Raw genomic sequence first — 16,867 nt, 5'->3', positions numbered from 1 at the left:
TGCGGACGCCAAGCCCGCCGCGCCTCTGCCGGTCAGGCCTTGGCCGAGACCCAGTTGACGATCAGCGAGGCCAGGCTGGCCGCCGCCGTCGCCTCGTCGACCCGCCCGCGGATCATGTCCCGCGAGATCGCCTCCGCCGCCCCGATGATGCCGACGCAGCGCAGATGCAGCTCCTCCTTCGGCACCGCCGAATAGGGCGCGAGCGCATCGAGATAGAACGCGACATAGCAGTCGACCAGCTCCTGCTGATGGCCGCCCATCTCCTCGTCGCCCTGCAGCGCCGCCGCGACCGCGTGCCATTCCGGCCCGATCGAGGTGTAGCAGTCCATATAGGCCCGGGCGACCACCCGGGCGACATCCTCCAGCCGGCGCGGCGTGCGCTGCAGCGCTTCGAGCAACGCCGCGACCTGGCGGTCGTTGAGCAGGTCGTACAGCGCGATCAGCAGGCCGGACCGGGTCTTGAAATGCTCATAGGCGATCGGCTTGCTGACGCCGGCGCGCTCCGCCAGGGCGCCGAGCGTCAGGGCATCGGTTCCCTGCTCGCGCACCATCGTCTGCGCGGTCTCCAGCAGCTGGTCGCGCCGCTGTGCCCTGGGCAGCTTCATCCGGTCGTCTCCTGCATCAGGCCGGATCCGCCCGCGAAGGCAGATGGCCCGACAATCCTACCGATAGTATCTTACAAAGGGTAATCGGCCGTCCAGCGGCCCGGCCCCGGACCGCGGCAGCCCTGCCGGTCAGCGGCCGTTCCGTCCGCCCGGCGCATCGTCGAAGGCCTGGGCCATTTTCGGCAGCCGGGCCGCCTGCAGGTTCGGCACCTGCCGCGGCGGATGGGGCACCGGCGTGTTGGGCGTGGCCATGTCGAAGGCCTGCTGCGCCGCCGCGATCATCGGGCGGTTGCTGGTCGCCCAGGCGAACAGCGACTTCAGCGGCACGATCAGGGTCTGGCCGAGATCGGTCAGCTCATAGTCCACGCGCGGCGGGATGGTCGGGAACACGGTGCGCGTCACCAGCCCGTCCCGCTCCAGCCCCCGCAGCGTGAGCGTCAGCATCCGCTGCGAGATGCCGCCGATGGTGCGGCGCAGCTCGTTGAAGCGCATCGGCCCATCCGACAGCAGGCCGACCACCATCACCGTCCATTTGTCGCCGATCCGCGCCAGCACATCGCTGATCGCGCGGCAGTCGTTATGCACATCGCTGTGACTGGGTTCCAAAAATGTGCCTCCTTGCGGGGATTCCGGGCAGTCATCAATTTAGCGTCGGTCACAAAATGTGACTGACCCGGGCCGAGGTCAATCCCGGCGTGCCGATCGGCCGCCCAGGGCCCGGGCCCCTTCCGAAGCAAGAGGACCGATTTGCCCATGAGCCGCATCCTGTTCGTCACCTCGAGCCCGCGCGGCGCGGCCTCGCACTCCACCAAGATCGCCGAGGCGCTGGTCGACCGGCTGACGGCGGCGGATCCGGCCGCCACGGTGGTCCGCCGCGACCTCGCCGCCGACCCGCTGCCGCATATCGGCGAGGACTTCGTGGCCGTGGCCGTCCTTGGCGTGGCCCCCGAGGCCCGCAGCCCGGCGCAGCAGGCGGCCTTCGCCCTGTCCGACACGGTGGTGCAGGAGGTCCTCGCCGCCGACACTATCGTCATCGCCTCGGCGATGATCAATTTCGGCCTGGCCTCGACGCTGAAGAGCTGGTTCGATCACCTGCTGCGGTCCGGCGCCACCTTCAGCTACGGCGCCGACGGCGTGAAGGGCCTGGTCACCGGCAAGAAGGTGTATCTGGTCGAGGCCCGCGGCGGCGTCTACTCCGACGGCCCGGCCAAGGCCTACGACTTCCAGGAGCCTTATCTGCGCCACCTGCTCGGCTTCATGGGCGTGACGGATATCGAGACGATCGCGGTCGAAGGCGTCGCCTACGGCCCGGAAGCCACGGAGAAAGCCGTGTCCGGGGCGCTGGCCAAGGTCTCCGCCGTGACGGCGCAAGCGGCCTGACCCAGAATCGGGATCGGCCAGGGGCGGCCGGTCCCGCCTTTCGGCGCCTAGCACACGGCCGGCGACCCGTCCGATGCCAAGATCACGGGCCTGATCCCTCCAGTGGCTGGATTGGAGATGCGCGCGCGCCCATCATATCCGTGGCAACGAGCCGCAGCTTCGGCGCGCCCATCCTCTCGCCACCACGGAGACCCTCCCATGGAATACCGTCAGCTCGGCGGATCCGGCCTCAAGGTTCCGGCCCTCAGCTTCGGCACCGCCACCTTCGGCGGCGCCAACGAGTTCTTCGAGCGCTGGGGCAACACCGATGTCGCCCAGGCCAGCCGCATGGTCGATCTGTGCCTGGAGGCCGGGGTCAATTTCTTCGACACCGCCAACGTTTACAGCCAGGGCGTATCGGAGGAGATCCTGGGCCAGGCGTTGAAGGGCCGGCGCGACAAGGTGCTGATCTCGACCAAGGCCACCTTCGGGATGGGTGACGGGCCGAACGATGTGGGATCGTCGCGCCACCATCTGATCCGGGCTTGCGAGGCCAGCCTGAAGCGGCTCGGCACCGACCATATCGACCTCTACTTCATGCACGGCTTCGACGCGATCGCGCCGGTCGACGAGACGCTGCGGGCGCTCGACGACCTGACCCGCGCCGGCAAGATCGGCTATATCGGCGCCTCCAACTTCTCCGGATGGCACCTGATGAAGGCGCTGGCGACCTCGGAGAAGTACGGGTTGGCGCGCTACGTTGCCTATCAGGGCTACTATTCGCTGATCGGCCGCGACTACGAGTGGGAGCTGATGCCGCTCGGCGTCGACCAGAAGGTCGGGCTGATGGTGTGGAGCCCGCTGGGCTGGGGCCGCCTGACCGGCAAGTTCCGGCGCGGCCAGCCGGCCGGGGCGGGCCGCGTCGCCTCCGGCGGCGATGTCGGCGGGCCGCCGGTCGACAACGAGTACCTGTACGACGTCGTCGACGCGCTCGACCGGGTGGCGCAGGAGACCGGCAAGACGATCGCGCAGGTGGCGCTGAACTGGCTGCTGCAGCGGCCGACCGTGGCCAACATCGTGATCGGCGCCCGCAACGAGGAGCAGCTGAAGCAGAATCTCGGCGCGGTCGGCTGGAACCTGACACCGGAGCAGGTGGCAGTGCTGGACGACGCAAGCCACCGCACCCCGGCCTATCCCTACTGGCACCAGATCGGCTTCGAGCGCAACCCGAAGCCGACCGCCTGGGCGAAGCGGGAAGGGTAAGGCTCGCATTGTAGGTTGGGTTCGCCCCGGCGAACCCAACATTGGCTCGATCGTCACGATGTTGGGTTCGCGAATCGCGAACCCAACCTACGGCCGCTCCCGCCCCTACGACACCGCGGTCAGCTTCGGCTTTCCGGTGACGGCGCCGAATTCGCCGGGATGCAGCTCATGCGCACCGGCCTTCTCGCCGTCGGCGCCGATCCCGAGCGCCGGGAACAGCAGCTCGGCCACGTTGTAGGCCTCCTCGAGATGCGGGTAGCCCGAGGCGATGATGGTCTCGATGCCCAGCGCCTGGTACTCGCGCAGCCGCGCCGCCACCGTCTCCGGATCGCCGACCAGGGCGGTGCCGGCGCCGCGGCGCACCAGCCCGATGCCGGCCCACAGATTCGGCCCGACCAGCAGCTTGTCGCGGCGGCCGCCATGCAGCGCCGTCATCCGCTTCTGGCCGACCGAATCCGACCCGTCCGCCAGCTTCTTCTGGGCCTCGGCGATCGCCTCGTCCGAGACGTCGCGGATCAGCCGCTCGGCCACCCGCCAGGCCTCGTCCTCGGTTTCGCGCACGATCAGGTGGATGCGCATGCCGAAGCGCAGGGTGCGGCCGCGGGCCGCCGCCCGCGCCCGCGCCACGGCGATCTTCTCCGCCACCTGCTCCAGCGGCTCGCCCCAGGTCAGGTAGGTGTCGACCTGGTCGGCGGCGAGGTCGAGCGCCGCGTCGGAGGAGCCGCCGAACCACAGCGGCGGATGCGGCCGCTGCACCGGCGGGAAGGACAGCTTGCCGCCCTTCACCTTCAGGAAATCGCCCTCGAAATCGACGGTGTCGCCGGACAGCAGGCCGCGCCAGATGGTCAGGAACTCCGCCGCCTGGGCATAGCGGGTGTCGTGGTCGAGGAAGACGCCGTCGCCGGCCAGCTCGGCCGGGTCGCCACCGACCACGACGTTGAGCAGCAGCCGGCCGTTGCTGATGCGGTCCAGCGCCGCCGTCTGCCGGGCGAAGAAGGCAGGCGTCGCCACGCCGGGGCGCAGCGCCACCAGGAAGCGCAGCCGCTCGGTGGCGGTGGCCAGCGCGGTGGCGGTGATCCAGGCATCCTCGCAGCCGCGGCCGGTGGGCAGCAGCACGCCCTTGAAGCCGAGCCGGTCGACCGCGGTCGCGATCTCTCTGAGATAGCGGAAATCAGCCGGCCGGTGCCGGTCCTGGGTGCCGAGATAGGGGCCGTCGCCGCTGGTCGGGATGAACCAGAACAGGTCGAGCGGCTTTTGCGTGTCGGACATGGGCGGCGTCCTGATGATTGGGAAAGGCGGCGCTCAGAGACTGTTTGGAAATGCGCTGGTGTGAGTCGGCTGGCGGTGGTTTCGAGAACCGGCGCGCAGCGGACGTTTGGGTCCGTGAGCACCGGAAGCGCAGAAACCGCCGTCAGACGGCCACACCAGTAGCATTTCCAAACGGTCTCTCAGGCGCTCGGGGTCCAGACGATGTCGCGCACCGTGATCGGCCCCGGGATCAGCCCCAGCGCGGCGAAGCGATCGGCGATCTTCTGCTGCTGGGTCACGATCTCGTCGGTCAGCGGGCCGATGTGGAACGTGGCGCGGTCGACCGAGCGCTGCTCCGCCGCCAGGCTGATGCCGGTCTCGTCGGCGAACAGCTTCGCCACCTCCGGGTGATGCGCATCGGCCCAGGTGCCGACCCGGTTCAGCTCCTCGACCAGGCTGCGCAGGGTGCCGGGATGGTCGCTGGCGAAGCCCTTGCTGGCGAGGAAGTAGGAGTTCTGGGGCTCGACATCGGCGGAGGTGGTGATGACCCGGGCCGATTCCTCCTGCTCGGCGATGGCGAAATAGGGATCCCAGATCGCCCAGGCGTCCAGGCTGCCCCCGGCGAAGGCGGCGCGGGCATCGGCCGGGGCGAGATAGACCGGGGTGATGTCCTGCCAGCCGAGGCCCGCCTTCTGCAGGGCCGCGACCAGGAAGTTGTGGGCGCTGGAGCCCTTGCCGACGGCGATGCGGGCGCCCTTGAGGTCCGCGACGGTCCTGGCCGTCGAGGTCTTCGGCACCACCAGCCCCTGCCCCGAACCGGCGGCCGGCTGGGCCGCGGCGTAGACCAGATCCGCCTGCGCCGCCTGGGCGAAGATCGGTGGCGTGTCCCCGGTGGCGCCGAAATCGATGCTGCCGGCGTTCAGCGCCTCCAGCAGCGGCGGGCCGAAGGCGAATTCGACCCATTCCACAGTGACGCCGAGCGGGCCGAAATGCCCCTCCAGCGACTTGCGGGTCTTGGCGACCAGCAGGATGCCGTTCTTCTGGTAGCCGATGCGGAGCGCCTTCGGCGCCTCCTGCGCCCGCGCCGGCCGGCCGGCGATCAGGGGGGCCGTGGCCGCGAGGGCCAGGGTGGTCGAGAGCAGCGTGCGGCGGGAAAGCATGTCCAGTTCTCCGGAAGGGCGGCCGAGTCCAGGCCCGGCACACCGGCGCCCACACATAATCTCTCAATTCGGATTGGAGTTCGTCAATCTGATTTTCAGTCGCATATGTAAATTATGGACTTAACAACATAAATTATAAGTTATTTTGAGTAAGCTTCGTAGGTTGGGTTCGCTCTTGCGAACCCAACACTGGCCCGGGTTGCGCGATGTTGGGTTCGCCAAACGCGAACCCAACCTACTCCTCGCGATGACGAAGTCGATGGCGCCTCTGGCTTACGCCGCCTCGGGCCGCGCCTCGGCGCAGGCCTCGGCCAGCCGTTCCGCCACCAGCCGCGCCAGCCCTGCCGCGCCGGGCTGCAGCATCACCGCGAGTTCGCTCGGCGGCACCGGCGGGAACCCCTCCTCGGGACGCAGGAAGCGCAGGCCGTCGGGCATGGCGCGTCCGGCCAGGATCCCGATGCCGAAGCCGGATTCGATCGCCGCCTGCACCGCCGGCAGGTTCGAGCCGGTGAAGGCGATGCGCCAGCGGCGGCCGGCGGCCTCCAGCGCATGGATCGCCCGCGCCCGGTACAGGCAGCCCTGCTCATAGGCCACCAGCGGCACCGGGTCGCCCTCCGGCACGCCATGGCGGCGGCTGGCAACCCAGGCCAGCGGCTCCGGCCAGGCGGCGAAGGCGGGCCCCATGCCTGGGTCGCGCTTGAGCACGGCGACGTCGAGCTCGCCGGCCGCGAAGGCGCGGCGCAGCTCGATACCATGGTCGCAGTGCACGTCGAGCCGCAGGGTCGGCTTCAGCCGCGCCAGGCCGGATAGCAACCCGGTCAGCCGCTCGGCGGCGAAATCCTCGCTCAGGCCCACCCGCACCACGGTGAGGCCGTCGGGCCGCCGCAGCGCATCCTCGGCCTCGTCGCTGAGGGCCAGGAGGCGGCGGGCATAGCCGAGCAGACGCTCGCCCTCCTCGGTCGGCACCACCGCGCGGCCCTGGCGGTCCAGCAGCGGCCGGCCGATCCCCTGCTCCAGCTTGCGGATCTGCTGGCTGACCGTCGACTGGGTGCGGTGCACCCGCTCGCCCGCCCGGGTGAAGCCGCCGGCATCGACCACCGAAACGAAGCTGCGCAACAGATCGAGATCCAGCATGGGGCACCTATCTGCTTTTCCACTGAATATCATTTAATCATTGAATTTCTAAATAGTCACGCCGGCCTCTAAGGTGCAGCCGATCCAGAGGAGAGATCGACCATGCACGCCGCCTCGATCCCGGCTTCCGGCCGCAGCACCCTGGTGCGCTGGGGCTTTCCCGCCCTGTTCGTGGTGCTGTGGGCCTCGGCCTTCACCGCCGCCAAGGTGGCGGTGACCTACGCCCCGCCCTTCCTGCTGCTGTCGACGCGGTTCCTGCTGGCCGGGCTGGTGCTGGCCGGCCTGGCCCGGCTGTCGGGCCGGCGCTGGACGCTCGGCCCCGGCGCGGTGGCGCGCTTCGCCCTGCTCGGCATCGTCACCATGGCGGTCTACCTCGCCCTGTCCTATTTCGGGCTGCGGAGCGTCACCTCCGGCTTCGCGGCGCTGATCATCAGCATGAACCCGGTGCTGACCGCGGTGCTGGCGGCGCCGTTGCTGGGCGAGCGGCTGACCCGGACGAAGCTGGCCGGGCTGGCGCTCGGCGTCGTCGGCGTCGGCATCGTGCTGCAGAGCCGGCTCGGCAGCGGCATCGAGGGGCCGGTCGGCATCGCCTTCACCTTCGGCGCGCTGGTGGCGCTGTCGGCCAGCACCATCCTGTACAAGCGGATCGCGCCGCCATCGAACGGACCGTCCGGCGACCTCTGGTACGGCACCGCGGTGCAGACCCTGGCGGCCGGCATCGCTTTGCTGCCTCTGGGCCTGGCGCTGGAGCCGGTGTCGGCGATCCGCTGGACGCCGGAGCTGCTGGCCAGCTTCCTCTGGCTCGCCCTCGCCGTCTCGCTCGCCAGCTACCTCCTGTGGTTCGACATGCTCGACCGGCTCGGCGCCTCGACCGCCAGCGCCCTGCACTTCCTGGTGCCGCCGATCGGCCTGCTGCTCGGCTGGGCCGTGCTCGGCGAGCATGTGCCGCCGCTCGACCTGCTCGGCGTGGTGCCGATCGCCCTCGGCATCCGGCTGGTCACCGCCCCGCCGCGGGGCGGGTGAGCCGTAATCAGATCACCGTGTCCAGCGGCTGCGGCCGGGCGACCGCGTAGCCCTGGGCTTGGTCGATCCCCATCGCCCGCACGATCTCCAGGGTCTCGGTATCCTCGACATGCTCGGCGGTGGTGATCGCCCCGAGCCGATGGCCGATCGCGTTGATCGATTCGACGATGGCGCGGTCGACCGCGCTGCCCGCCACCTGGCGGATGAAGCCGCCGTCGATCTTCACCCCGTCGACCGGGAACTGGCGGAGATAGCTGAAGGAGCTGAGCCCGGTGCCGAAATCATCGAGCACGACGCGGCAGCCGGCGGCGCGGGCCCGGGTCACGAACTGCCCGGCCGCGCCCAGGTTGTTGATCATCGCGGTCTCGGTGATCTCCAGATGCAGGCGCCCGGGGTTGAGGCCGGAGACGAACAGCTCCTCCTTCAGGAACGGCCACAGGAACGGGTCGTTCAGCGAATTGGCCGACAGGTTGATGGCGATCGACAGGCCGGGCGCGGCCCGCAGGGCGGGGCCATGGTCGCACAGCGTGGTGCGGATCACCCAGCGGTCGATGCTGCCCATCAGGTCGTAGCGTTCCGAGGCCGGGATGAAATCCACCGGCTCGACGATGTTCCCGTCGTCGTCCTGCATGCGCAGCAGGATCTCGATGTGGCTCATCGGCACCGGGTTGGGGCCGAGGCTGCGGATCTCCTGCGCATACAGGCGGAAGCGGTTGGTCTCGATCGCGTTGCGGATGCCGGCCGCGACCTGGATCTCGCGGTGGTGGCGGCGGGCGGCGCTGCCGTCGCCGCCATAGATCGACACCCGGCCACGGCCCGCCGTCTTGGCGGTGTAGCAGGCGATGTCCGCCTGGCTCATCAGCTCGTCCGGGCGGCCGCCATCGGCGGCGACCACGGTCAGGCCGATGCTGGCGCCGATGTGATAGCTCTTGTCATCCCAGACGAAGCGCAGGCCGGCCACCGCGCGGATCACCTGGCGGGCCGCCGTCACGCCGTCGCCGACCGAGCAGTCGCGCAGCAGCAGGGCGAATTCGTCGCCGCCGAGGCGGGCCACCAGGTCCTCGGCCCGGCACCGCCGCCGCAGCAGGTTGGCGACGTCGCGCAGCAGGGCGTCGCCCGCGGCATGGCCGGCGCCATCATTGACGATCTTGAAGCGGTCGAGGTCGATGCAGCACAGCACGTGCTCGCGCCCCCCGCCGCGCCGGACCTGTTCGACCGCCTCGCGCAGCCCGTGCTCGAAGGCCATCCGGTTGGGCAGGCCGGTCAGGCTGTCATGGCTGGCGGAATGCGCCAGCGCCTGCTGCAGGGTGCGGTCGCGGGTGACGTCCTGGAACACCAGCACCGCGCCGATGATCTCGCCCGAGGCGGTGCGGACCGGTGCCGCGGAATCCCGGATGTTGCGGCGCTCGCCGCCCCGCCCCACCAGGATGGCGCCGTCGCTGACGTATAATGGCTGCATCCGCTCCAGGCAGATGCTGACCGGATCGGCGATCACCTCGCCGCTGGCTTCGTCGACGATCCGGAAGATGTCCGGCAGCGGCCGCCCCATGGCCTCGGCCGCCGGCCAGCCGGTCAGCTGCTCGGCCACCGGGTTCATGAAGGTGATCCGGGCCTCGGCGTCGGTGGAGATCACCGCGTCGCCGATCGAGTGCAGGGTGATGCGCAGGCGCTCCTTCTCCTCGAACAGCGCCTCGGCCAGGTCCCTGTGGTCGGTGATGTCCCAGTTCATGCCGACGGCGCGGAGCGGGCTGCCGTCCGGCCGGCGGATCACCCGGGCGAGCGAGCGGATGTGGCGGATGCCGCCCGAGCGCTGCGCCCGGATCCGGAAGTCGATGCTGAAGACCGAGGTCTCCTGCACCGCGATCTCATACTCCCTCATCACCTTCGGGATGTCCTCCGGGTGCAGAAAGCCGAGCCACATCGCCAGGGTCCCGTCATAGGTTCCGGGGGACAGGTCGTACAACTCGTACATCCGGCCGTCCCAGCTGTAGCGCTCGGTGGCGAAGTCGAAGTCGAAGATGCCGACGCTGCCGACCTCCAGGGCCAGCTCCAGCCGCTCGTTCAGGGCGGCGACGCGCGCCGCGGCCTCCCTCTGCTCGGTGATGTCGAGATTGATGCCGATGCCCCGGCGCGCCTTGCCGGCCGGATCGCGCTGCACCTGGGCGACGGAGTAGATGTGGCGCAGCTCGCCGGTCGGCCGGCGGATGCGGAACTCGCCCTCATAGGCCGAGGTCTGCCCCAGGGCGCGCTGCCAGTCCTCCGACACCTTCGCCACGTCGTCGGGATGGATCAGCGCGAAGGCTTCCGCCATGGTCCCGCCATAGGCGCCCGGCGCCACCCCGGCGCGCATCCCCTCCTGGCCGAGCCCATAGATCTCGTGCATCTCGGCATTGAGATTGTACATGTCGGTCACGAGATCGAGGTCCCACACCCCGATCCGGCCGGCCTTGACGGCGAGTTCGAGGCGTTCGCTGACCATCGCCAGCTGCTCCTCGATCTCCTTCTGCCGGGTGATGTCGGTGTTGGTCCCGACCATCCGCCGCGGCCGTCCATCCGGCCGCCGCTCGACCACCTTGCCGCGGGCCAGGATCCAGACCCAGCGCCCGTCCCGGTGCCGCAGCCGGTAGTCCATGTCGTAGACTTGGTCCCGGCCGCCGGCGAGGTCATCGAAAGCCGCCAGCACGCGGGCGACATCGGCGGGATGCAGCCGGCGGCGCCACCACCGGTCCCCGACCTCGTCGATCTCCGCCTCGCGGAAGCCGAGCATCGCCCGGCATTGGCGCGACCGCCAGATCCGGCCGCTGGCCACGTCCCAGTCCCACACCCCCTGCCCGGCGCTGCCGAGGGCGAAGTTCCAGCGCCGCTCATTGGCCAGCAGATCGGCCTCGGCCCGCTTCTGCGGCCCGATATCGACGATCTGGTAGATGTAGAGGCTGGGCGCACCGGCTTCGTCGCGGAGGGCCGAGACATGCGCCATGCCCCAGAAGACGCCGCCATCCTGGCGCAGGTAGCGCCGTTCGGCCCGGGCGGTCTCGATGTCGCCCCGCCGCAGCGCGTCGAAGGCGTGGAGCACCGCGGCCCGATCGTCAGGGTGGACGATGTCGCCGACGGTGCGGCCGACACAGTCCTCCAGCGTGAAGCCGAACATGGCGCAGAAGGCCGGATTGGCGTGCAGGCAGCGACCATCGGGCCCTGCGATCGCCATGCTCACCGCCGCATGGTCGACGACGTGGCGGGACAGATCCCCGTTCGTGGGAAAGCGCTTGCCCTTGCGCGGCCGGCCGGCTGCATCGCCCATGCATCAACGCTCGTTGCCACGAAAACATGCTCATGGCAGGCATTGCATCAACGATGGGTCACCGTGACAAGGGGATGTGCGGCCGGCCGCCCGCACGAGGATGTGAATGATGGACCTGACGATGCGCGCGGCGACGGCTGCCGACCTGCCGGCGATCCTGCGGCTGCTGGCGGACGATCCGCTGGGCAAGAATCGCGAGACCGCCGTCGAGGCGCCCTACCGCGTCGCCTTCGACGCGATCGCAGCCGACCCGAACCAGGAGATGATCGTGGCCGAGGCGGACGGCGCGGTGGTCGGCTGCTTCCAGCTGAGCTTCCTTCCCGGCCTGTCGCGCCGCGGCGCATGGCGGGCGCAGATCGAATCCGTGCGCATCGACTCGTCGCTCCGCGGCCAGGGCGCCGGCCAGGCGATGATGGAGTGGGCGATCGCCCGCGCCCGCGACCGCGGCTGCGCCCTGGTGCAGCTGACCACCGACAAGCAGCGCGCCGACGCCCATCGCTTCTATGCCCGACTCGGCTTCGTCGCCAGCCATGAGGGGATGAAGCTGACCCTATAAACCCAGGCGGCGGCGGGCTTCAGTGCGCCGCTGCCCCCTGCTCCGCCACGCCGTCCTGATAGGCGGCCTGGAAGGTCTGCAGGTCGGACATGTCGACATCGGACACCGCCCAGAACTGCAGCCCCGCCCGGGTCCAGTGCAGCAGCCGGTATCCCTCCTCCGTCTCCTCGGTCACCGTGGCATCCCGCACCCCCGGCTCCGGCCAGACGAACAGATTGATGATGTGCTCGCGCCGCCGGTAGACCAGCGCCGCGACCACCCGCCGGTCGAGATAATCCAGCCGCCCGCCCGCCAGCGGGAAGCCCTGCGGCGCGAGGTCGATCACCGGCGGCGCCGCGTCGAGCTTGCCGGCGAACCAGGGCTTGACCGTGTGCCGGTCCGACGACACCACGTCGGTCAGATGCTCGGCGAGCAGCGAGCGGACATGGCTGTCGACCAGCTGTTGGGTCAGGTCCTCGCCACCGCCCGGCATGAACAGGAGAAGCGCCATCGCCGTCGCCAGGATCGCCGCCCCGGCACCGCCCCAGCGCCACCCCTGGAGCAGGCGATGCCACCACGGTTCCGCCGGCACATCGGCCAGCGCCTCGATCCGCCGGCGCAGCGCATCCGGCGCGCGGTCGCGCATCTCGGGCCGGCGCAGCGCCGCCCGGATCGCCTGCTGGCGCTGGTATTCCGCGGCACAGGCCGGGCATTCCTTCATATGCGCTTCGAAGGCCAGGGCGCCGACGACATCGAGTTCGCCGTCGAGCATGCCGTGCAGCAGCACCGATTTGTCCGGGCAGCTCATTACTTCTCCTCCGCCTGGCGGGCCAGCCACGCACGCTTGACCAGCAGCCGGGCACGCGCCAGCCGGGACATCACGGTGCCGATCGGCACCTCGGTCACGGCCGCGATCTGCTGATAGGACAGGTCGCTCATCTCGCGCAGCACCAGCACCTCTCGGAATGGCTCGGGCAGCGCCTCGACCAGGCTGCGCACCACCGCCGCCTCGTCGATGCGGATCAGGGTCTCCTCGGGATCTTCCGGGGCCTGGCCCCAGGGATCGGTCGTGGCCTCGGCGATGGTCTCGTCGGGGTCCGGCAGCGGCTCGCCCTGCTGCGCCCGCCTGGCCCTGAGCCAGGCGTAGAAGCAGTTGCGCAGGATGGCCAGCAGCCAGGGCCGCGGGTCGCCGCCGCTGAAGCCGTCGAAATAGCGCAGGGCCCGGGCATAGGCCTCCTGCACCAGGTCATCGGCGTCGACCGGGTTGCGGGTCAGGTAGCGGGCGAGCGTATAGGCATCGTCCAGGCACGGCAGGACGGTGTCCCGGAACCGCTTCGCCGTCGCCGCATCCGTCCTGCGCATGGGCCTTTCCCCGGCAGGGCGGGCCGCGCCATGCGACCCGGCCGCCGTCTCAGCATCATCCAGCCCCGCCATGGCGTCGAGCGGCCTCACCAGTTTGGGTCGGGTCACGGCGTTACGGTGATCCCGCCGGTCATGCGCAGGGGCGGCCACAGCAATACCCGATGGCGCCGGGCGCCGTGAAGGTCCGACCGAAGCGGCCGCCGGTGCCGAGCGCCGGACAGCGCAGGGTGCCGTGTCGATTCATGCCGCCGGGCTGGTCGGCGTCATCGCGACGGGTCATCGGAGGTCTCCTGTCCGGACGGGATCGTCCGATGGTGGAGATCGCGGCCGGCCCCGGTTTATTCCCGACGCTCGATCGCCGCTGGACCGGCCCGGCCCTCACACAGCTCGCCGCCATCATGCTCAGGCTGCGATAGATGTGGGTTCGTCCTGGCCGTCGCGCGGAATGGACAAGGCCCGTCGTCCCCTCTACGGTCGGCGCCGATCGGATCGATTCGACACCGGGGGATGCATGGCCGAGATCGCTGTTTTCTCAGGCACCTCGCATCCCGCTTTGGCGGCCGAGATCTGCGCCGCGCTGGGCGTACCGCTCAGCCCCTCCCGGGTCCAGCGCTTCGCCAATGACTGCCTCGGGGTCCAGCTCCAGGCCAATTGCCGCGAACGCGACGTCTTCCTGGTCCAGACCCTCAGCCCGCCGGTGCAGGAGCATCTGGTGGAGCTGCTGCTGATCGACGCGGCCCGCGGCGCCTCGGCGTCGCGCATCACCGTGGTGATGCCGCACTACGCCTATGCCCGGTCGGACAAGAAGGACGCGCCGCGGATCTCGATCGGCGGCCGGCTGGTGGCCGACCTGCTGGTCGCGGCGGGGGCCGGCCGGGTGCTGACCACCACGCTGCATTCACCGCAGGTGCACGGCTTCTTCAGCGTGCCGGTGGACCATCTGCATGCCCTGCGCGAGCTGGCGGGCCATTTCCGCCGCTACGACATGGCCAACGCCGTCGTGGTCTCGCCGGATCTCGGCTATGCCAAGGAAGCGACCGCCTTCGCGCGGCTGCTGGGCGCGAGCGTGGCCATGGGCGCCAAGCAGCGCTTCGAGAACGACCGGGTCGAGATCAGCGCCATCATCGGCGAGGTGCGCGGCAAGGATGTCATCGTCATCGACGACGAGATCGCCAAGGGCAGCACGATCCTGGAGCTGCTGGGCCATCTGCGCCGCCAGGGCGCCCGGTCGATCCGCGTGGCCTGCACCCATGGCCTGTTCTCCGGCGGCGCGCTGGACCGGCTGGGCGGCCAGGACGACATCCTGGAGATCGTCTGCACCAACACCGTCCCGGTGGACGGGGCCGGGCACCATCCGAAGCTGACCGTGCTGTCGATCGCGCCCGCGATGGCGGAGGCGATGCGCCGGATCCATGCCGGCGAATCGGTCAGCGAGCTGTTCCACGCCTAAGCTCTCCTCCCTCGAATCTGCCGTGGCCGCCGCCATGCCTTCGCCCAAGCTCGTGCCCGAGCTGTATGTCTCGGAGATCGGCCGCAGCCTCGGCTTCTACACCGGCGTGCTCGGCTTCGCCGTGCGCTACGACCGGCCGGAGGAGCGCTTCGCCTGGCTCGACCGCGACGGCGCCGCGCTGATGCTGGAGCAGCCCGTGGATGCCGGGCGAACCTGGCTGGCCGGGCCGCTGGAGCCACCCTATGGCCGCGGCGTCAACCTGCAGATCGAGGTGGCGGATGTCGACGCCCTGCACGCCGCCGTGCTGGCGGCCGAGGCCCCGCTGGTGCTGCCGCTGGAGGAGCGCTGGTACCGCCGCGACGACGGCGAAACCGGCAACCGCCAGTTCGTGGTCCGGGACCCCGACGGCTATCTGCTGCGCTTCTTCCAGGACCTCGGGTCACGGCCGCGACCGGCGGGCGATCGCTGATGCTGTTCAAGCGCCCCGTCCTGGACCGCATCGCCGCCGGCACCGTCACCCTCGCCTTCCGGCGCTGGCGCCGGCCGACCGTGCGGGCCGGCGGCACGCTGACGACGCCGGCCGGGGTGCTGGCGATCGAATCGGTTGAGATCGTCGCCGCCGACCGCATCACCATGGCCGAAGCGCTGCAGGCCGGCTTTTCCTCCCGCGACGACCTGCTGGCCGGGCTGGCCGGAGCGGAGGGCGAGTTCTACCGCATCGCCTTCCGGCTGCAGGGCGCGGATCCGCGCGCGGCGCTGCGCGAGCAGGACGACCTGACGCCTGAGGATCTGGCGGCGCTGCGCCAGCGGCTGGAGCGGCTGGACCAGTCCGGCCGGCATGGCGCCTGGACCTGGGCACTGCTGCGGCTGATCGCGGACGGACCGGGCATTCGCGCCGCCGATCTCGCCGCCCGCTGCGGCCGCGAGACCCTGACGTTCAAGACCGATGTGCGCAAGCTGAAGGCACTGGGCCTGACCGAGAGCCTGGAGGTGGGCTACCGCCTGTCGCCGCGCGGCCGGGCGCTGCTCGACCAGGGGGCGGACGGATAGCCCGGCGGCACCGGCTCAGGCCGATTTGTGCTCCAGCGCGAACATCTGCTCGAACTGCGCGATCGTCTCCTCCTGCTCCGGCGCCAGGGTCCGGAAGATCGTCGCGGCGAAGGCGATCGGCGCCGTTCCCGGTGCAGTGATCACTTGCCCATCGCCGACGCTGGGCCGGTCCTGGTAATGCGCCTGGCCGCGATAGGCCGGCGCGTACTTGGTCAGGAATTGCAGGCTGTTGCTGGTGTGGGGCCGGTCGTCGAGCAGGCCGGCCTGGGCCAGGGCCAGCGTCCCGGCGCAGATCCCCGCGGTCGGTCGGCCCGCCCGGGCCCGGGCCTGCACCGCCGCCGTCACCGGCGAGAGCGGGCCTTGCTGCCACCACACGTCGCTGCCGACCAGGATCAGCATGTCGGCGGCGAGCGGATCGAGATCGCCGAGGGTCCGGTCGGGTTGCAGCGTCAGGCCGCCGATCGACCGGACCGGGCGGCCGTCCAGGGTGGCGGCCGTGACCTCGGCCCCGCCCAGCCATTCGCGCAGCCCGGCCAGCGCCGGCCCCGCCTCCCAATCCGCCCAGCCGTCCAGGAACAGTGCGACGACGGTCTTGGCCATGGTCTCCTCCCGAGAAAGTTCCTTCTTTGTTCCTATCACGAATCCCGCAATCCGACCACCCTCACGCGCCCCTTGCTTGACGCCCCTCGCCCGCATCCGCATCGTCGCGGCAGCTTTCGGACGGAGTCGGCGAGGTCGTTTTGCACGGCGCCAGCCTGGGTGAGGACGGAGGGGCGAAGCTGACATTGCGGCCGGCGACGGCGGCGGATGCCGGCGTGCTGGCGGCGATCCACCGCCGGGCCCGCGAATCGGCCGGCATTCCCAACCTGCACAGCCGCACCGCGATCCGGCGCTTCCTGCTGCACACCGCCACCCGGTCCCAGGTGATGATCGCCTGCCGCGACGGCGCGCCGGTGGGCTACGCCGCGCTCCACAATGGCTGGCTTGACCAGCTCTACATCCATCCCGACCACCACCGCCGCGGCATCGGCCGGGCGCTGCTGGCCTGGGCCCGGCGCGAGAGCCCGGAGCTGCGGCTCTACTGCTTCGCCCACAACGCCCGCGCCCTGGCCTTCTACCGTGCCCATGGCGCCGTGATTCTCAGTGAAGGCGACGGCTCCGACAATGACGAGGGGCTGCCCGACTTGCTGCTCGGTTTCTCCGGAAACTGAAGGAATCCGGCCAAGTCGGTGATTCCCATAAGGAATCCGCATGCGGAACGATCCTCGGTTGCATAACAGGAGGCTTGCACGCGCCACGGAACTGACACAATATGTGGGGCCTGAGCGTGATTTGTCGCCCACCCCTAGGGTCCGCCACAGACTCGGAATCGTGGCATCC

Annotated in this window: 18 protein-coding genes; 8 read left to right on the top strand and 10 right to left on the bottom strand. The window is 70.2% G+C overall.

Features of this window, described 5'->3' with window-relative positions; translation table 11 throughout:
- Window positions 1-32: 32 nt before the first annotated feature.
- Window positions 33-605, bottom strand: a complete 573-nt coding sequence (locus tag AB4112_RS05015) for a TetR/AcrR family transcriptional regulator (protein WP_441717492.1) — start codon at window positions 603-605, stop codon at window positions 33-35.
- Between the two features lie 129 nt (window positions 606-734).
- On the bottom strand, window positions 735-1,211 hold the full coding sequence (locus AB4112_RS05010; protein WP_441717490.1) for a winged helix-turn-helix transcriptional regulator: 477 nt from the start codon (window positions 1,209-1,211) through the stop codon (window positions 735-737).
- A 147-nt stretch (window positions 1,212-1,358) separates the two neighbouring features.
- Between AB4112_RS05010 and AB4112_RS05005 the strand changes: the two genes are divergently transcribed.
- Complete coding sequence (locus AB4112_RS05005) at window positions 1,359-1,985, top strand: FMN-dependent NADH-azoreductase (RefSeq protein WP_441717488.1); 627 nt, start codon at window positions 1,359-1,361, stop codon at window positions 1,983-1,985.
- Between the two features lie 198 nt (window positions 1,986-2,183).
- Window positions 2,184-3,227: an aldo/keto reductase gene (locus tag AB4112_RS05000; RefSeq protein ID WP_441717486.1), complete on the top strand. Its 1,044-nt coding sequence runs from the start codon at window positions 2,184-2,186 to the stop codon at window positions 3,225-3,227.
- Window positions 3,228-3,332: 105 nt separating this feature from the next.
- Here the strand turns inward: AB4112_RS05000 and ssuD are convergent, their stop codons facing one another.
- From ssuD to AB4112_RS04985, 3 genes are all read right to left on the bottom strand, one after another.
- On the bottom strand, window positions 3,333-4,496 hold the full coding sequence (gene ssuD, locus AB4112_RS04995; RefSeq protein ID WP_309795927.1) for an FMNH2-dependent alkanesulfonate monooxygenase: 1,164 nt from the start codon (window positions 4,494-4,496) through the stop codon (window positions 3,333-3,335).
- A 179-nt stretch (window positions 4,497-4,675) separates the two neighbouring features.
- Window positions 4,676-5,635 carry an aliphatic sulfonate ABC transporter substrate-binding protein gene (locus AB4112_RS04990; RefSeq protein WP_441717483.1) on the bottom strand — a complete coding sequence of 320 codons (960 nt, stop codon included), beginning with the start codon at window positions 5,633-5,635 and terminating at the stop codon, window positions 4,676-4,678.
- A gap of 273 nt (window positions 5,636-5,908) precedes the next feature.
- Complete coding sequence (locus AB4112_RS04985) at window positions 5,909-6,769, bottom strand: LysR substrate-binding domain-containing protein (protein WP_441717481.1); 861 nt, start codon at window positions 6,767-6,769, stop codon at window positions 5,909-5,911.
- Window positions 6,770-6,871: 102 nt separating this feature from the next.
- Between AB4112_RS04985 and AB4112_RS04980 the strand changes: the two genes are divergently transcribed.
- Window positions 6,872-7,792: a DMT family transporter gene (locus tag AB4112_RS04980; protein WP_441717479.1), complete on the top strand. Its 921-nt coding sequence runs from the start codon at window positions 6,872-6,874 to the stop codon at window positions 7,790-7,792.
- Between the two features lie 7 nt (window positions 7,793-7,799).
- On the opposite strand, the gene AB4112_RS04975 is transcribed toward AB4112_RS04980, so the two are convergent.
- Window positions 7,800-11,090, bottom strand: coding sequence for a PAS domain-containing protein (locus AB4112_RS04975; protein WP_441717477.1), 3,291 nt, complete (start codon window positions 11,088-11,090; stop codon window positions 7,800-7,802).
- Between the two features lie 106 nt (window positions 11,091-11,196).
- Here AB4112_RS04975 and AB4112_RS04970 point away from each other — a divergent pair, with 106 nt between their 5' ends.
- Complete coding sequence (locus AB4112_RS04970) at window positions 11,197-11,646, top strand: GNAT family N-acetyltransferase (RefSeq protein WP_309795916.1); 450 nt, start codon at window positions 11,197-11,199, stop codon at window positions 11,644-11,646.
- A 19-nt stretch (window positions 11,647-11,665) separates the two neighbouring features.
- On the opposite strand, the gene AB4112_RS04965 is transcribed toward AB4112_RS04970, so the two are convergent.
- From AB4112_RS04965 to AB4112_RS04955, 3 genes are all read right to left on the bottom strand, one after another.
- Window positions 11,666-12,433 carry an anti-sigma factor family protein gene (locus AB4112_RS04965; protein ID WP_441717475.1) on the bottom strand — a complete coding sequence of 256 codons (768 nt, stop codon included), beginning with the start codon at window positions 12,431-12,433 and terminating at the stop codon, window positions 11,666-11,668.
- Entirely contained in the window at window positions 12,433-12,987 is a 555-nt protein-coding gene (locus AB4112_RS04960; protein WP_441717473.1) for a sigma-70 family RNA polymerase sigma factor, read from the bottom strand. The genes AB4112_RS04965 and AB4112_RS04960 overlap by 1 nt, the downstream gene beginning before the upstream one ends.
- A 130-nt stretch (window positions 12,988-13,117) precedes the next feature.
- Window positions 13,118-13,267: a hypothetical protein gene (locus tag AB4112_RS04955; protein WP_309795910.1), complete on the bottom strand. Its 150-nt coding sequence runs from the start codon at window positions 13,265-13,267 to the stop codon at window positions 13,118-13,120.
- Window positions 13,268-13,498: 231 nt separating this feature from the next.
- On the opposite strand from AB4112_RS04955, the gene AB4112_RS04950 reads away from it, so the two are divergent.
- From AB4112_RS04950 to AB4112_RS04940, 3 genes are read left to right on the top strand one after another with little or no spacing between them, the layout of a single operon-like run.
- A complete protein-coding gene (locus AB4112_RS04950) occupies window positions 13,499-14,437 on the top strand; it encodes a ribose-phosphate diphosphokinase (RefSeq protein WP_441717470.1) in 939 nt (312 codons plus the stop codon).
- A gap of 34 nt (window positions 14,438-14,471) precedes the next feature.
- Complete coding sequence (locus AB4112_RS04945) at window positions 14,472-14,906, top strand: bleomycin resistance protein (RefSeq protein ID WP_441717468.1); 435 nt, start codon at window positions 14,472-14,474, stop codon at window positions 14,904-14,906.
- Window positions 14,906-15,487, top strand: coding sequence for a hypothetical protein (locus AB4112_RS04940; protein ID WP_441717466.1), 582 nt, complete (start codon window positions 14,906-14,908; stop codon window positions 15,485-15,487). Before AB4112_RS04945 ends, AB4112_RS04940 begins: the two co-directional genes overlap by 1 nt.
- Before the next feature lie 15 nt (window positions 15,488-15,502).
- Here the strand turns inward: AB4112_RS04940 and AB4112_RS04935 are convergent, their stop codons facing one another.
- Entirely contained in the window at window positions 15,503-16,087 is a 585-nt protein-coding gene (locus tag AB4112_RS04935; RefSeq protein ID WP_309795903.1) for a DJ-1/PfpI family protein, read from the bottom strand.
- A gap of 140 nt (window positions 16,088-16,227) precedes the next feature.
- On the opposite strand from AB4112_RS04935, the gene AB4112_RS04930 reads away from it, so the two are divergent.
- Window positions 16,228-16,698, top strand: coding sequence for a GNAT family N-acetyltransferase (locus tag AB4112_RS04930; protein ID WP_309795902.1), 471 nt, complete (start codon window positions 16,228-16,230; stop codon window positions 16,696-16,698).
- Window positions 16,699-16,867: the final 169 nt, after the last annotated feature.

This window comes from Inquilinus sp. 2KB_23, assembly GCF_052115705.1.
In the GTDB taxonomy this organism is placed as follows: domain Bacteria; phylum Pseudomonadota; class Alphaproteobacteria; order DSM-16000; family Inquilinaceae; genus Inquilinus; species Inquilinus ginsengisoli_A.
This window is presented reverse-complemented; position numbering and strand designations above follow the sequence as displayed.

Coding starts and splice junctions, on each gene's coding strand:
- AB4112_RS05015 (WP_441717492.1), bottom strand. CDS start 605: ATGAAGCTGCCCAGGGCACAGCGGCGCGACCAGCTGCTGGAGACCGCG.
- AB4112_RS05005 (WP_441717488.1), top strand. CDS start 1,359: ATGAGCCGCATCCTGTTCGTCACCTCGAGCCCGCGCGGCGCGGCCTCG.
- AB4112_RS05000 (WP_441717486.1), top strand. CDS start 2,184: ATGGAATACCGTCAGCTCGGCGGATCCGGCCTCAAGGTTCCGGCCCTC.
- ssuD (WP_309795927.1), bottom strand. CDS start 4,496: ATGTCCGACACGCAAAAGCCGCTCGACCTGTTCTGGTTCATCCCGACC.
- AB4112_RS04990 (WP_441717483.1), bottom strand. CDS start 5,635: ATGCTTTCCCGCCGCACGCTGCTCTCGACCACCCTGGCCCTCGCGGCC.
- AB4112_RS04985 (WP_441717481.1), bottom strand. CDS start 6,769: ATGCTGGATCTCGATCTGTTGCGCAGCTTCGTTTCGGTGGTCGATGCC.
- AB4112_RS04980 (WP_441717479.1), top strand. CDS start 6,872: ATGCACGCCGCCTCGATCCCGGCTTCCGGCCGCAGCACCCTGGTGCGC.
- AB4112_RS04975 (WP_441717477.1), bottom strand. CDS start 11,090: ATGGGCGATGCAGCCGGCCGGCCGCGCAAGGGCAAGCGCTTTCCCACG.
- AB4112_RS04970 (WP_309795916.1), top strand. CDS start 11,197: ATGATGGACCTGACGATGCGCGCGGCGACGGCTGCCGACCTGCCGGCG.
- AB4112_RS04965 (WP_441717475.1), bottom strand. CDS start 12,433: ATGAGCTGCCCGGACAAATCGGTGCTGCTGCACGGCATGCTCGACGGC.
- AB4112_RS04960 (WP_441717473.1), bottom strand. CDS start 12,987: ATGCGCAGGACGGATGCGGCGACGGCGAAGCGGTTCCGGGACACCGTC.
- AB4112_RS04955 (WP_309795910.1), bottom strand. CDS start 13,267: ATGACCCGTCGCGATGACGCCGACCAGCCCGGCGGCATGAATCGACAC.
- AB4112_RS04950 (WP_441717470.1), top strand. CDS start 13,499: ATGGCCGAGATCGCTGTTTTCTCAGGCACCTCGCATCCCGCTTTGGCG.
- AB4112_RS04945 (WP_441717468.1), top strand. CDS start 14,472: ATGCCTTCGCCCAAGCTCGTGCCCGAGCTGTATGTCTCGGAGATCGGC.
- AB4112_RS04940 (WP_441717466.1), top strand. CDS start 14,906: ATGCTGTTCAAGCGCCCCGTCCTGGACCGCATCGCCGCCGGCACCGTC.
- AB4112_RS04935 (WP_309795903.1), bottom strand. CDS start 16,087: ATGGCCAAGACCGTCGTCGCACTGTTCCTGGACGGCTGGGCGGATTGG.